The 13,257-nt window shown below is 67.2% G+C and carries 15 protein-coding genes; 8 read left to right on the forward strand and 7 right to left on the reverse strand.

Going from position 1 to position 13,257, the window contains the following annotated elements:
* Positions 1-131 precede the first annotated feature (131 nt).
* A complete protein-coding gene (locus ACFXAZ_RS19830) occupies positions 132-545 on the reverse strand; it encodes a hypothetical protein (RefSeq protein ID WP_384592550.1) in 414 nt (137 codons plus the stop codon).
* Between the two features lie 33 nt (positions 546-578).
* Here ACFXAZ_RS19830 and ACFXAZ_RS19835 point away from each other — a divergent pair, with 33 nt between their 5' ends.
* Complete coding sequence (locus tag ACFXAZ_RS19835) at positions 579-1,040, forward strand: hypothetical protein (RefSeq protein WP_384592553.1); 462 nt, start codon at positions 579-581, stop codon at positions 1,038-1,040.
* Between the two features lie 265 nt (positions 1,041-1,305).
* Here the strand turns inward: ACFXAZ_RS19835 and ACFXAZ_RS19840 are convergent, their stop codons facing one another.
* Positions 1,306-1,449 (reverse strand): hypothetical protein, encoded by a 144-nt coding sequence (locus tag ACFXAZ_RS19840; protein WP_384592556.1) that lies wholly within the window; start codon positions 1,447-1,449, stop codon positions 1,306-1,308.
* A 337-nt stretch (positions 1,450-1,786) separates the two neighbouring features.
* Here ACFXAZ_RS19840 and ACFXAZ_RS19845 point away from each other — a divergent pair, with 337 nt between their 5' ends.
* Positions 1,787-2,044: a hypothetical protein gene (locus ACFXAZ_RS19845; RefSeq protein WP_384592559.1), complete on the forward strand. Its 258-nt coding sequence runs from the start codon at positions 1,787-1,789 to the stop codon at positions 2,042-2,044.
* Positions 2,045-2,067: 23 nt separating this feature from the next.
* Here ACFXAZ_RS19845 and ACFXAZ_RS19850 read toward each other — a convergent pair whose 3' ends face one another.
* Positions 2,068-2,295 carry a hypothetical protein gene (locus tag ACFXAZ_RS19850; RefSeq protein WP_384592562.1) on the reverse strand — a complete coding sequence of 76 codons (228 nt, stop codon included), beginning with the start codon at positions 2,293-2,295 and terminating at the stop codon, positions 2,068-2,070.
* A 106-nt stretch (positions 2,296-2,401) separates the two neighbouring features.
* Between ACFXAZ_RS19850 and ACFXAZ_RS19855 the strand changes: the two genes are divergently transcribed.
* The 5 genes from ACFXAZ_RS19855 to ACFXAZ_RS19875 all read left to right on the forward strand — a co-directional run bounded on the left by ACFXAZ_RS19855 (position 2,402) and on the right by ACFXAZ_RS19875 (position 6,301).
* Complete coding sequence (locus ACFXAZ_RS19855; protein ID WP_384592565.1) at positions 2,402-3,184, forward strand: glycosyl hydrolase family 18 protein; 783 nt, start codon at positions 2,402-2,404, stop codon at positions 3,182-3,184.
* On the forward strand, positions 3,123-3,491 hold the full coding sequence (locus tag ACFXAZ_RS19860) for a glycosyl hydrolase family 18 protein (protein ID WP_384592567.1): 369 nt from the start codon (positions 3,123-3,125) through the stop codon (positions 3,489-3,491). Before ACFXAZ_RS19855 ends, ACFXAZ_RS19860 begins: the two co-directional genes overlap by 62 nt.
* A 27-nt stretch (positions 3,492-3,518) precedes the next feature.
* The gene (locus tag ACFXAZ_RS19865; RefSeq protein WP_384592570.1) at positions 3,519-4,379 is read left to right on the forward strand and encodes a chitinase C-terminal domain-containing protein; all 861 of its coding nucleotides are present in this window, start codon (positions 3,519-3,521) and stop codon (positions 4,377-4,379) included.
* 433 nt (positions 4,380-4,812) lie between these two features.
* The gene (locus tag ACFXAZ_RS19870; protein ID WP_384592573.1) at positions 4,813-6,051 is read left to right on the forward strand and encodes a cytochrome P450; all 1,239 of its coding nucleotides are present in this window, start codon (positions 4,813-4,815) and stop codon (positions 6,049-6,051) included.
* A gap of 118 nt (positions 6,052-6,169) precedes the next feature.
* Positions 6,170-6,301, forward strand: a complete 132-nt coding sequence (locus ACFXAZ_RS19875; RefSeq protein ID WP_384592576.1) for a hypothetical protein — start codon at positions 6,170-6,172, stop codon at positions 6,299-6,301.
* Between the two features lie 534 nt (positions 6,302-6,835).
* On the opposite strand, the gene ACFXAZ_RS19880 is transcribed toward ACFXAZ_RS19875, so the two are convergent.
* From ACFXAZ_RS19880 to ACFXAZ_RS19895, 4 genes are all read right to left on the reverse strand, one after another.
* Positions 6,836-9,052, reverse strand: coding sequence for a sigma-70 family RNA polymerase sigma factor (locus ACFXAZ_RS19880; RefSeq protein WP_384592579.1), 2,217 nt, complete (start codon positions 9,050-9,052; stop codon positions 6,836-6,838).
* 389 nt (positions 9,053-9,441) lie between these two features.
* Positions 9,442-9,978 (reverse strand): hypothetical protein, encoded by a 537-nt coding sequence (locus ACFXAZ_RS19885; protein ID WP_384592582.1) that lies wholly within the window; start codon positions 9,976-9,978, stop codon positions 9,442-9,444.
* An 85-nt stretch (positions 9,979-10,063) separates the two neighbouring features.
* Positions 10,064-10,588 carry a transposase domain-containing protein gene (locus ACFXAZ_RS19890; RefSeq protein WP_384592585.1) on the reverse strand — a complete coding sequence of 175 codons (525 nt, stop codon included), beginning with the start codon at positions 10,586-10,588 and terminating at the stop codon, positions 10,064-10,066.
* Between the two features lie 760 nt (positions 10,589-11,348).
* Positions 11,349-12,164 (reverse strand): ScbR family autoregulator-binding transcription factor, encoded by an 816-nt coding sequence (locus ACFXAZ_RS19895; protein ID WP_384592588.1) that lies wholly within the window; start codon positions 12,162-12,164, stop codon positions 11,349-11,351.
* Between ACFXAZ_RS19895 and ACFXAZ_RS19900 the strand changes: the two genes are divergently transcribed.
* A complete protein-coding gene (locus tag ACFXAZ_RS19900; protein WP_384592591.1) occupies positions 12,163-13,197 on the forward strand; it encodes a ScbA/BarX family gamma-butyrolactone biosynthesis protein in 1,035 nt (344 codons plus the stop codon). The two genes, ACFXAZ_RS19895 and ACFXAZ_RS19900, sit on opposite strands and share 2 nt — an antisense overlap.
* Positions 13,198-13,257 lie beyond the last annotated feature (60 nt).

Consider the following 13,257-nt stretch of genomic DNA (forward strand, 5'->3'; position numbering starts at 1 on the left):
GTTTTACACTTATACATATTGTCAAATACATTTTTCTCTGTCATTTTTTAGTGGCGCCGTCGCCCCCGCGGGGGGGCCCCGGGGCCCCCCCCCCCCCCCCCACCACTGCGGGACTCGCCCTCCTCACGGGGCTACTCCACGTCGTCCTTCTGCCCGCCACGCCCGCAGCCGGGCAGGAAGTAGCTGATGGGAAGCTGCTGGACCACGAGCCCGCAGCCGCCTTCGACATCGCCAGCCGCAGCCCGAGAGGAACTCGCGTAGGGGAATGGCACGTTGAGGAGTTCCACAGGGACAACGACATCACCGTCTACCGCATTCGCTCTGACTCGAACCGCCGCAGTATCGCCATCGCCACCCGAAAGCGCGCCGCGTCTCACGATGATCTGCACGCAATTCAGGTGAAGGGCGACGTCGCCGGATAGTTCTTCCCTGCCTTCGGGATCAAGCTCGACGGGAATTGGTACTACTCCATCCACGCCTCCACCCAGGCGAACCGGTCGAACAACAACGCCGACGGGATCGTCGAGGACATCTCGGAGCTGCACAAACAGGATGGCTTCAAGGCCGGCTGGGCCATCATGGGGGACTTCAACCGGTTCCCCGACGACAAATCGCAGGCCTTCAACACTCAGCGCAACTACCTGAAGGGGGGCAAGAAGCGGAACTTCCCGGATGACCAGGGTGCTCTCACCAGCGTGATGGAGCTGGACGAAAACGAGCGCGTCGTCTTCTCGGGTGCGGCCACGCACAACGAGGACGCGGAGCTGGACTACCTGGTCGACGGGGGCGCGGCCAAAGGCTTCAAAGCCAAGCGGCTCAAGATCTCACTCGGCTCCGACCACTACCCGGTCCTTTTCGAAGCGGACGCGGACGAACCGAACACCGGCACAGCCGACGACGGAGAGGGGGCGTCGCGGGCGGCACGGTCCGTCGACGACAGCGTTTGCGCGCCAGAGCCCCGGCCGTTGGCAAGGCAACGTCAACGCCCAGACGGGCATCGAAGACAACAACGACCCCAACGGCGACTCCTGGGGCACTGACCGGGCGGCCGACGGCACGCAGGTCTACGAGAAGAACGCCGCCGGAAGCGACACCTGCCACCGCTCCGATACGGCGGAGATCAAGGGTGCCGACATCGGCGACGTACCGAGGGCACGGCGGATCAACCCCGCTTGTTCCGGCGCCGAGACGCAACACATCCTCAGCGAGAGCTTCAAGGGCGAGAAGCCGTAGATTCAACAACTCGCGGAAATTTCCGCGGACCATGCGATCGGTACGGTCGTGATCTCTATCGGGAGAAATGACCTACAGTTCTCCGAAATTTTCAAAAACTGCGCGATCAGCTTCATCAGCAACCAGAAATCCTGCCGCAAGAAAGCGGACGAAGACCTCAAGAAACGCCTGAGCACCGTCCGCGAGAACGTGGCCCGGACGCTGGACGCGATCCACGACACGGTGGGCAGGTCCGGGCAGGACCAGAGCACCTACATCCTGGTGGTGCAGGGCTATCCGGCGCCGCTGCGGGCACGAACTGTGCGCGAAGTCGGCGCAGCAGGCGACGTTCAGAAACTCCCTGGAGAAGCCGATCGCCGCCGAGGACGCGGAGTGGGTACGGTACTTCAGCGGTCTGACCGGCGGCGGACAGTGGGTGGAGGCCGTCCACCCCGAACGCCCACGGCCAGCAGGCCCTCAGCGCCTGCCTGGTCCGCATGGACAAGGTGCTCCAAGAGGCGGACGTGCGGTCCTTCCGGTGTGTCGGCGGTCCCGCGGCTCACCCGATGAGCCGATGTTCTCCAGTTCACCGATCGACGATGCGGCGTGGACCTCGGACGGCCACGACAGCAACAATCAGCGCTTCGCCGATCACTTCCTCTTCCAGGGGGACACATACGGGCTCTTCAATCCGGATGCGGAGCTGGACGGCTCGATCGGTGGCGCGCTGACAGTCCCGGTCACCTCCGTGACACCGGAGACATCGGTGACGACTGGTCCAGTCTTCGCGACACCGACTTCACCGGCGGAGTCGAATCGGCTTTCGAGCTAACGAAAGACGGCTCGCGGCAGCTCTCACCCTTCCGCGGCGCCCGGTACACACGTGTCGCGATCAAGGAGAACACCAAGGACGACAAGCGCGTCCAGGGTCCGGGGCCGATCCGCGACCTCTTCCCCCTGTTCTGGCGAACGGTGTTCGAGCACGGGGTCGACGCGCCCGTCGGCAATGGCGAAGAAGACCCCTACGCGCTGGTCTTCCGTAACGATCAGGAACATCGCGTCGATGCCGCCCTGCTTACGCATCCCGTACCACGGGAAAGTCCAGGCCAACCTGATCTCCGGTACCCAGGTCGTACGGATGAACCTAAACCTGATTGATCTGTCGAGAAGTACCTTCCTGAGCAACCCCATGGAACTCACCGACATGTGGCCGGGGCTGCGGGGCTCCGTCTTCGACTGGGGCAGAACCAAGCACGACCTGCTCATACAGGCCCTGCGGTACGGCCCCACTCCCCCACCCGACCCCGAGCCGGTGATTTCGGCCGATGCGCAACGGCCCATCTCCGCCGCCGCCCTCGGTGACCAGTCCAAGTGCCGCCCGGACGGTATGAAGGCGACGAAGAACGTCAGCACGCCATACTGCCTGATCTACGACGACCAGTGCCGCGAGGTGATGGGCGAACGGCATCCGCGACGGGTGGTGGGGTACTTCACCGGCTGGCGCACCGGCAAGAACGGGCAGCCCATGTATCTGCCGCGAAGTATCCCCTGGGGACAGGTGAGCCACGTCAACTACGCCTTTGCGCACGTCGACGGCAACAACCACATCTCCGTCGGCGATGTGAACGACCCGCACAACCCGGCCACCGGCATCACCTGGCCCCACGTCCCCGACGCCGAGATGGACACCAGCCTGCCGTACAAGGAGAACTTCAGCCCCCGGGTCCGAACCCAGATCTCCGTGGGAGGTTGGGCGGAGACCGGCGGCACCCTGAAGCCCGACGGCAGCAGAGAGAGGACTGGTTGCCTGTACCGCCTCACCACCAAGGAGGACGGCAGCGTCGATCAGCCCGCCATCAACACCTTCGCCGCCTCCGTCGTCACGTTCCTGCACACGTACGGTTTCAACGGTGCCGACATTGACTACGAGTACCCGACCTCCTCTTGGACGCGGGCAACACCGCGCTTATGAAGACCCTGCGCGAGAGGCTCGACACCGCGCCGCCGCGGACAACACCTACTACCAGCTCACCGCGGCGGCTTCCGCATCCGGCTATCTACTGTGCGGCCAGGAGGACTTCCGGGCGCTGCAATACCTGGACTTCGTCAACACCATGTCCTACGACTACCACGGCTCGTGGAACAACTACGTCGGCCCGCAGGCGCCGCTCTACGACGACGGCAAGGACGTCGAGCTGGCCGCCACCGGGATCTACGACAAGGCCAACCTGGGCGTGCCCGTACTACACGCGCGGCTGGAAGGACGTCCAGGGGGGTGAGGCAACGGGCTCTGGGACATCTCCCCGTTGCAGGACCAGTCCCGGTGCCCCGACGGGACCGGCCCCAACGGGGGCACGACGGCGTGCGGCTCCGGTGCTTCCGGCATCGACAACCTGTGGCACGACCAGACCTCCGCGGGCGACGAGCTGGCCTCCGGATCCAACCCGATGTGGCACGCCAAGAACCTGGAGCGGGGCGCCCTGACCAGCTACCTGCCCCGCTTCGGTCTGGACCCGAAGGACACCGAGCACCGGACCGACGGCTACACCCGTCACTGGAACGACACGCCTAAGGCGTCCTGGCTGTGGCACGAGGGCAAGAAGGTGTTCCTCTCCACGCAGGACACCCAGGACACTGCCGCCAAGGCCGACTACATCAAGAACAAAGGCGCGTGCGGCGCGATGATCTGGGAGCCGGCCGGGGACTACGAGTGCCCGGACGACAAGTCGGGGCAGTGCGTGCCCGGCTACACCCTGACCAAGCAACTCGACGATGCCCCGCACGATGCCGGGCCCTACGGCGCGACCCGTGCCGGAAAGACCAAACTGCCCAGCCAAGTCCTGGACGCATGCCAGGAGATCCCGCCCGGGCGCAGCATGGACATCCCCATCAAGTACTACCTGCCCACCACCGGTCCCGCGAACGTCACCGTCAACTCCGCCGCCGCGAAGGAAGCCGGCGACCCTGCTGGGCATGTCGAGGGTGACCGGCAGTTCCGCTGCCGGGCTGTCCGCGTCGGCGCCAGCAGCGTCGTGGTCGGGCATGAGATCGGCGACGGCCCGGCGGATCGCCTTCAGCCGCCTCGAAAGCAATGCGCGGCATCGCCACCCGCTACGACAAGACCGCCGAGTCCTACCAAGCGGCCGTCACCCTCGCAGCCCTGCTGATGTCGACGTGACATTTGAAGACACCACCTACTGCCCGGTGCGCATGGGCCGACAGTGGCGTACACACATCCCGTACGCACCCCCGAGCATAAGTGTCGCGGCCTTCGAATCCGGCCCCGGAGACATGAGATCGAACACCGCGCGCACCGTGATCCCTCAAGGCGGTTCCCGGCACACCGTCCCCGTGAACCGCGCCCATCGGCGGACGTGTAAACATTCGGGCAATCCCGCATTGGCTCAGAAATCAGGCAAGAGGCTGACTTCCCTCTATGCGGTCCTTGGTGGGCGCAGCAAAATTCCCGGTACCGGTTCCCCATCATCGTCGCGAAGTCCATCGATCCACGCACCGGCGCGACCCGGCGCCCGGGAGCGAGACCGCACCATCGTGGCCGCTCCCGCCGACGGGCCGCCCCCGCGTGACCGGAGGTGTCTCTTGACCACCAGCCGCGAGGTTTCCATCCCGGTCCTCGACAGCGACGGAGGTGACCGGCTGTACGAGCAGATCGAGGAACTCCGCGCGACCGGGCCCGCCGTGCGGGTCCGGCTGCCCCAGAACGTCATCGCTTGGTCCGTCACGCGCGGCGATGTCGTCAGGCGGCTGGTCACCCATCCCGATGTCACCAGGAACGCCCGTGGCGCCTGGCCCGGCTACCAGCCGGGCGCCGTCCACTGGCTCTCCCCCTGGCTCGACGTCCACTCCATGGCCACCTCCGAGGGGGCCGAGCACACCCGGTTACGGAGGCTGATCGGCCCCGCTTTCGCGCCGCGACGCATGGAGTCGCTGCGGCCCTCGATCGAGTCCATCGTCACCGACCTCCTGGACGACCTGGAGGCCCAGGAGGACGGCACGGCAGTGGATCTGCGGGCGCACTTCGCGCACGGTGTGCCGACCCGTGTGATCTGCGATCTCTTCGGCGTCCCCGAAGACCAGCGCCCGGCCATGCTCTCCGTCGCCGACGCGATCCTGGCCACCGATGTCCCCCAGGAGGAGTCGGAGCGGACCGCGAGCGGACTGATCACCGTCATGCACCGTCTCGTGGAGGCGAAGCGGCGGGAGCCCGGCGATGACATGACCAGTCTGCTGCTCACCGCCCATGAGGGGGACCGGCTCACCGAGACGGAGCTGATCTCCACTCTGCTCCTGATGATCGGCGCCGGGAGCCAGACCACGATCGCGCTGATCGGTAACGCCGTCCGGGCGCTTCTCACCCACCGTCAGCAGCTGAGCGCGACCCTGGCCGAGCCCGCCCGCTGGGCCGATGCCATCGAGGAGACCCTGCGGCTCCATCCGCCGGTCGTCCACCTTCCGCTGCGGTTCGCGATCCGTGACATCGATCTCGGCGAGGGCGTCACCATAGCGGCCGGGGAGGCCATCCTCATAGGGTTCGGTGCGCACGGCCGGGACCCCTCGTTCCATGACGCCGCACACGGCTTCAAGATCGACCGCGTCGACAGGGACCATCTGGCCTTCGGGTACGGCATCCACTACTGCCTCGGCGCCCCGCTCGCCCGGCTGGAGGCCGCCATCGCGCTGCCCGCCCTCTTCGACCGGTTCCCGGACATCGTGCTTGCGGACGAGGGGAACGCTCCGAACCCCCAGCCGTCGTTCATCGGCAACGACGTCCTCGCCCTGCCCGTTCTGCTGCGCCCGCCGGGCCGTCCGGCGAGGTGAGCCGACCGTACCAACGTCGACCAGCCCGCCATCGCCAGCAACCCACCGAAGCGGTTCGCCCTCGACCTAGCCCAGAGCATCCTGAAGAAGTGCCCCAAGAGCTCCAAGAACCGACGCCATGTCCCCCCTACCGCCCCACGTCCTGGACGCCCTCGAACGGCACATCCACCGCCTCGAACCCAACGCCATGAGCCTCACCACCATCACCAATGTCCGCGTCGGCCGGCTCCTCGACGACGACAACTGGTGAACCCAGACCTGGTGGCCCTCGGTCGACAACGCCCGCTGCTTCGACACCGACGGCGACCAGCAACCCGTACCCCGGTACCCGCCCCCGGATCCGGCACCGGGTCATCGCCCAAGCAAGCCCGGGACCCGGCCCAGACCCTCATCGCCCGGTGCTTGCGTGTCGCAGGGCTTCCGGTTGCGCGCGGCTGCGCGACTTGGCGTCATGGGCGTCGGCTGCTTCGGGCAATGGGCAGGAGCGGCACTTTCCAGTAGGGCTGAGCCAATTCGGGACGACGGCAACCGACGAACTGGGGAGGCCGAGGCTGCGTCAGGAGATCGGCCGACAGGGTCGGGAGAGCAGGAAGTCGGCCTGCCGTTCTGGACTCCTCGCACGAAGGCGACCCGTCGTGACGCCCGTGGCCAGACAGATACGGTGTGCCAACGCGAGCGACGCGGGCGGGACGCCCTGCCCGGCAGATCCCCGAAGCGGGATCCACCGGACAACGGGCGCCCGACACCGGACAGACCGCAGACCGCAGACCGCAGACCGCAGACGCTAGCGCGGATACTGGCTGAACACCTCGTGCAGTACGTCCATGTAGTCGCCGTGCCCGCTGTCGCTGGGCCAGTCCGTGGCGGACTCCGCGTTCGTTCCCTCGCCCCATTCGTTGTAGCTGACCAGCAGCTGGAAGGGGGCGCCGGACGTGGCGGCCTCGATGACGTCGCTGCGGAACCGGTCGAGGTCGCGGGGATCGACCGGCGCGGCGGCGTCGTTCTTGTAGAAGCCGGGCGAGAAGACCGCCGAGTAGCCCTTCTGAATGTCCAGGGACGATGCGTACTGGTGCCAGCCCTCCGGCTGGTTGGCGCAGTCCCGGTAGCCGCCGAAGACCTTCAGGACGACGTAGTAGCCCGCCGTCCTGTTCGCCTCGGTCCAGCGGTCGACCATGTCGCAGGCGTCGCCGGTCGTGGAGTACACGAAGATCACCGGCTTGCCGTCGATGTGCATCCACGTCGGCTGGTCGGAGTACGTGCGCAGGTATTCGAGGTCGCTGAGGATCTCTCCGGCGGTCGGGTTGGCGTAAGCCTCGCTCTCGTAGTACACGGTCCAGCTGAAGTCCAACTCGGCGCCCTCGGACATCAGCATCGGCATACGCACGTCCTCGCGGCGACCCTCACCCCACCACGAGGCGATGCCGGCCTGGAGCCCGGCGTACTGCATGTCCTTGATCTGGCGTTCGATGGTGGCGGGTTCGTCCTGGTTGTAGTCCGCCTCCGTGGTGTTGTACTGGCTGCCGCCGTCGGCGCCGGGGTCCTCGGTGTACCACGGGTAGTAGAAGGCGGCACGCACGGGCAGTTCGGTGTCGGGGCCGGTCACCGCCGCGGGGGCGGCATCGGTCTGCGGGGCGGCGGCGCCCCTCGTCTCCTCGGCGGCGGACCCGGACGGCGAGGAGGTCGTCGAAGGCGACGCCGAAGCCGATATGGAGGGTGACGTGGAGGAGGACGGGGACGCCGAGGCGGTGGCGGGCGCGGACAGCGCGGACGAGGCGCCGGGTGCGGCGGCCGTCGCCACCGGGTTGTCCGGTCCGACGACGGAGACCGCCGCGATCACGACACCGGCGACACAGGCGGCGGCCAGCGAGGTGAGCCCGGCGATCTTGCCGATGGAGGCCTTGGCGGCGTGGGCGGCGGGGGCTGAGCCGCCGCGCGGGGTGCGGGAGAGCTGCGTCACCGTGTCTCGAAAGGGGGTGGAGGGGTCGTAGGCGCCGGAGAGGTCCACGGTGTGATGGGTGCCGGGTGAGCCGTGGGCGGCGTCGGGGGTATTGGTGGCGTACGCGTCGGACAGGCCGAGACGGGTGGTCTCGTCGAACGGGCCGACGGAGTCCGCCGCGAGGGCCGTCGCGTCACCGCCGCTCGCGCCCGCGGCGGCCAGCAGCCCGCCCGCCGTCAGCGCGAGCAGCACGGGCGGTACGGGCATCAGAGCCAGGTCGGCCAGCAGCCGCTCGGCGGGCACGACCCCGGCGAACACGCCCTCGCACACGGCACACTCACGGATGTGTCGGGCGATGCGCTTGCGCCAGAGCTCGGCGGGGCGGCCGTCCCAGCCGGCCACCACCCGGTCCAGACCGGGACAGCGGGGCACGGTCTCCAGCGCGCGGATCACCGCCCGCGCGACTTCGAGTTGCGCCTTCATGCGCTGCACGCGCACGCCCGCCTGCGCCCTAGGAATCTCCAGAGCGGCGGCCAGTTCGGCCCGGCTCAGCTGGCCGGCCACCTCCATCCACCAGACAGCGAGCAGCTCACGGTCGCCCGCGTCCAGCCAGCGCGTCGCCTCCGCGGTCTCGCGCCGCTGGTCGGAGAGCTGGAGCACGGTCACGGTGAGGTCGGCAAAGTCCGAGCCGGGGTCGGCGAGTCGGGCCCGCTCCCGGAGCCAGGCATCCCCGCCGTCCTCGGGCTCGGCGCGCCGCAGCCGCCAGTACCGGCGGACCTGCCGCATCGCGATGGCGACCAGCCAGGAGCGGAACGCCTCCGGATCCCGCAACTGCCCTACGTCTCGGACCATCTCCAGCATGACGTCCTGCACGACATCGTCGGTGTCCGAGGGCGCGTTCAGGGCACGGCCCACGATGTTGTAGATCAGGGGCAGATACGCCGAGACCAGCGCGTCGAGCGCCCGCTGGTCGTCGGCCTGCGCGGCCCGCACGACGGCGGACTCCCGTGACGGGACCCCGAACGGCCCCGGCCGATGGCTTCCGGAGGAAGAGAAGTCACTCATGTAAGGAGGAGGGTCAGTGAGTACCGTCGGGATAACAGAAAATGCGAGGGGAAGACTACGGGGTTGAAGGTAGAAGGGCCAAGGTTGCCGTCGGCAGGGCCCCGTCCCGGCCGACGAATAGGGCATCGTCGCAGCCCAGGTGCTGGGCGGTTGCGCGGGCGCGCAGGGCACCGAACAGGCCGGTGTATTTCACCTCGGGCAAGTGACGTTCGCAGGTGACGGGGCACTGACCCAAGGCCGAGTAGTTTGCGTTTTCGCAGGTCACGCCAGCGGGTGTTGGGGTCCATGCGGTGGCGGCATAGAGGCCGGGGCCGAGTTTATGGATGAGGCCGGTCTCGGCCCGTCTGGAGAGCTGCCGATACCTGGTCTCCATGGTGATGTCTCCGAAGTCAGCAGCGATGTCGCGTGGGGCGCCAGAGGCGGGTGGGGTCTTCTTCGAGCAGGCCAAGGATCCGGTGACGGCAGCAGTCGGCGAGGGCGGCGTTCCGGTCGTCGCGGGAGATGGCGGGGAGCTGGGGGCGGGACTGCGGAGGTTCGATGACGCTGATGTCGAGACCGGTGATGGTACGGCTGGTGTCAGGCCTGCCGTCGTCATGGCGGGTGCTGTAACGGGACATCGGCGACTTGACCTCGCGGGTGCTGACGCACTGCCGTCGGGGCGGCAGGAGGCGGGGCAGGATCCAGTGCTCGATCAGCCCGACGCGACCGACATCGGCGGGGTCGGTGATGACGGCGGCGGCCCGGACGACCTGGTCGCGGGCGGTCTGGAGGGCGATGGTGAAACAGCAGCGGTCCGGATCGGTGCCGGGTAGCGACTGGGCGGCCTCGACCATCATGGTGCGTAGGGCCTGGTAGAGGGTGAGCAGGGCCCACCTCTCCTGTTCGATGCCGCCGGGTCGCCCCGAGCGCAGGACATGCCCGTTCATAGTCGTGTGGCGGAGAGAAGACGGTGCCGTCCGCCGCAGGTCACCGTGATGTTGGCGTCGAGCACACGTACCTTCTCGGCGGCGATCACCGACAGGTATGAGCCGTCGGCGAGACGTGTGAAAACAGGGGTACGCCCGGTCGCTGCGAAGTCGACCACAGGAACTGGGCGCGGATCGCGGTGACGGAGGCGAGGAAGTCGTTGCCGCCGAAGCCCTTGTCCCACAGGACGAGCACGTCTGGCCGCAGCAGATGCAGCAGGCACGAGGCATAGCTGGTCTCGCTTTCGAATAGCGCCCGTACCGGCGCACTTCCCAGTCGTCGGCGCAGATCACACAGACCCTTCGGCGTCAGGGAGGCCACCGGCACTTCGGCCAGCCCGGCCGTCAGCTTGTCCCCCACCAACCGGTAGCCGACTTGAGGGAAAGGACACATCGCGAGCAGGAAGTAGATCCCGACCTGCGAAGGAAGAGCACGCAGTCGTCTTTGCAACGAGCGGGTCTCCGCCAGGACCGCGCCGACCGGCTCGAACGGCACGACGGCTGTCAGCTCGCCCAGTTGCCCGGGCGCGAACCAGCTTGAAGCCACTGTGACCGTAGGGGTGATGGCCATCGTCGGGGCCGGCAGGACATGATGAAACGGCAACGAAGCTTCTCAAGTGCAAGCTGTCATGGACGACTGCCTGTACCAAGAAGCTCCGTTGTTCTGCGTCGGAAATCCTTCAACTGGCCTGCGTGACCCGCGAATACGCCAACTACCCGGCCTTGCGTCAAAGCCCCTGGGAAGCTACGCCGGATCCTGGACACGGGCTATGCGGCTGGTGTCAGGGTGGTTGATGTCGTTCCGAATGCCGCCTCGTAGGTGATCGGACTGCGTTGTCCGAGGCGGGAATGGCAGCGGAAGATGTTGGAGCGGCGGCTGCCTCGAACTCAGCCTCACGGCGACCTACCTGCCGGCCTGGGCCCGCGTCCCGCCGCTGGACGTCGAACTGGCCGCCACCGAGCAGAAGAAGCTCCGCCACCGGTTACCGCATGTCGCCGCACGCCTCCCCCGCGGCCGCGGACCGCGCTTGCGAATGTCGGCGACTTGGCCCTGGGGACACTAACCGACCACGGCCTTCCATCACCTCGCCGCGTTGCCCCGTCCCGCCGGCTGACCGGCGAACCCTGACCCACCACGACTGGAGAACCGTAGAGAACCCGACCACCGCGCCGGGACTCCGCCAGGTCCGGGCACCAAGGTCGGGCCAGCCACCCGGCGGTGGCCCTTCAGCGACGCCGCATCACCTCAACACGTCAACCGAAACCTCAACACCTCAACCGAAACGGCGAGGCCAACGCCCTCCGGCGGCACGTCCTCGCGCGAAGTTCCGTCACCCGGGGTTCTGATCCTGCTGGTGCTCGGGACATCGAATCAGGCCGAAGAAGAGGATGTCGCTGGACGTGGCCCATCGCTCCAGCAGATCGTCTCTGTCGTTCAGGCTCGCCGAGACGTGCTGCAGGCCGAAGAAGGCCGAAACCAGTGTGTAGGCGGCGAGGGACGGGTCGATCCTCTCCCGCAGTTCGCCGGCTTCGACCGCCTCTGTCAGATACTCGGTGAGGATCTTCATCCATCCCACGAACGGTGTGGGCAGTGTCCCCTTGGCCAGGGAATGCTCGGTCTGGAGTCGGACGCCTGCCTGGATGATCAGGTCGTCGCGGAGCGCACGGGCCGCGCGGTCGAGCACCTCGCGGACGCGTTCGATCAGGCGGCCGTTCTCTGCGCCGACCTCGGTGACGAGCATGCCCCAGCGGCGGTACTGCTCCTCGACGATCGCCCGCGCAAGTGTCTCCTTCGACCCGAAGTGGTGGTAGACGGCACCCTTCGTGAGGCCGGAGTGGTCGGCGACGTCCTGAATGGATGTGCCGTTGAAGCCGTGTGCCGAGAACACAGCTGCCGCGGAATACAGGACGTGCGCCTTGGTTCGCAGCGCACGGGGCTGCCGCGGTACGGGGCCAGTCTCAAGGGGTGGACCTGGCAGTGCGAAGGCGGCGGCGGCATCGGCGGGAGTTATCACGGTCTTGTCTCCAAGGTTGCTTGATGGCCTCTTTGAATAATACCTTCCCGAAGGTATGATCTCTACTCGGCTGGGCGTGGGATGCCTGTAGCTCTCCTGGCTCTCCGTCTGTGACTCGCGATGACTCTGCATGCCTCGGAAAGGGGCGAATGTGCACCGTGAACTGAGCAGTTCAGCAGAGCACCAAAGGCCGGAGCGGTACAGGCCATACGGACAGGGGGCCCTGAGCAAGAGCCACGACGCCTACCTGTCCAGGGAATTAGTGCACAAAGCGGTTGCGAGCGAGGTGCTCTTATCCAAGGCGTCGAGGGTCGGCGAGGACCGGTTTCACTTGACGGCTCGCCTGGCATCCGGCAACTCACTCTTCGCCTCCGCGACGTCAGGTACCGGTGACCTGCTGTTCTTCGCGGAGGCCGTACGCCAGGCGGGCAGCAGCGTCTCGCACCTGTTCTACGACGTTCCACTGGATCGAGTGTTCATACTCGACAGTATGAATCTTGAGATGTGCACCGAGGGACTTCCCTGCCCCGCGCGGAGCGACGGGGCGGTGGAGGTGGAGCTGCGCTGCTCCTTCCGGGATGCCGGCACCAACCGGCGGCGCTTCGCCAAGACGTATCGAACCGACCTGATCCAAGCAGGTCGACGCTGGGGCAGTGCCACTGTCGGCTTCACGACCATGAGTCGCGCGACCTTCGACCGTTTGCGCCAACGAAGCTCCCCCGCACCCGCCGCGGTCGCGGGTACATCGCGCAGTCGACTGCCCCCTTCACGCGTCGGGCGCCATGCGTCGCGTGACGTGCTGCTGGGCAACCCTCAAGGTGGTGCGGGCAATGAATGGGAGTTGCTCCTGGACCGGGAGCACCCGTTCTACTTCGACCACCCGATCGACCACATACCCGGCATGGCGTTGCTGGAGGCCATGCGCCAGGCGGTACAGGCACACGGCGGAGTCTTCGAGTGCTTGGTGCCGCGGAGTATGGACGTCGAGTTCGGTTCCTTCGCCGAGCTCGACCAAGCTGTGTCCCTGGAGGTCAGCCCCCTTCAGGATGCGCCCAGACGGCTGCGTGTGACGGCCCGTCAAGGAGAGCGGTTCGTCGCGTCCGCCGCGGTGCAGGTCACGGAAGAGGGCGTCGAGTCCGTACTGACACCGTGCGAGGCGGCGTGATGCCTCTCCAGTCACTCAAGCCGGCCTCATCGCAGGAGGTCATGACCGGGAGTGCGGCGG

The organism is Streptomyces sp. NPDC059477, from assembly GCF_042749375.1.
GTDB lineage: Bacteria > Actinomycetota > Actinomycetes > Streptomycetales > Streptomycetaceae > Streptomyces.

What these genes read in the sequence shown, in the direction of transcription:
- ACFXAZ_RS19895 (WP_384592588.1), bottom strand. Translation starts at nt 12,164, where the DNA reads ATGCAGAGTCATCGCGAGTCACAGACGGAGAGCCAGGAGAGCTACAGG.
- ACFXAZ_RS19885 (WP_384592582.1), bottom strand. Translation starts at nt 9,978, where the DNA reads ATGAACGGGCATGTCCTGCGCTCGGGGCGACCCGGCGGCATCGAACAG.
- ACFXAZ_RS19900 (WP_384592591.1), top strand. Translation starts at nt 12,163, where the DNA reads ATGCCTCGGAAAGGGGCGAATGTGCACCGTGAACTGAGCAGTTCAGCA.
- ACFXAZ_RS19875 (WP_384592576.1), top strand. Translation starts at nt 6,170, where the DNA reads ATGTCCCCCCTACCGCCCCACGTCCTGGACGCCCTCGAACGGCACATC.
- ACFXAZ_RS19880 (WP_384592579.1), bottom strand. Translation starts at nt 9,052, where the DNA reads ATGAGTGACTTCTCTTCCTCCGGAAGCCATCGGCCGGGGCCGTTCGGG.
- ACFXAZ_RS19850 (WP_384592562.1), bottom strand. Translation starts at nt 2,295, where the DNA reads ATGCGTAAGCAGGGCGGCATCGACGCGATGTTCCTGATCGTTACGGAA.
- ACFXAZ_RS19835 (WP_384592553.1), top strand. Translation starts at nt 579, where the DNA reads ATGGGGGACTTCAACCGGTTCCCCGACGACAAATCGCAGGCCTTCAAC.
- ACFXAZ_RS19890 (WP_384592585.1), bottom strand. Translation starts at nt 10,588, where the DNA reads ATGGCCATCACCCCTACGGTCACAGTGGCTTCAAGCTGGTTCGCGCCC.
- ACFXAZ_RS19845 (WP_384592559.1), top strand. Translation starts at nt 1,787, where the DNA reads ATGTTCTCCAGTTCACCGATCGACGATGCGGCGTGGACCTCGGACGGC.
- ACFXAZ_RS19855 (WP_384592565.1), top strand. Translation starts at nt 2,402, where the DNA reads ATGGAACTCACCGACATGTGGCCGGGGCTGCGGGGCTCCGTCTTCGAC.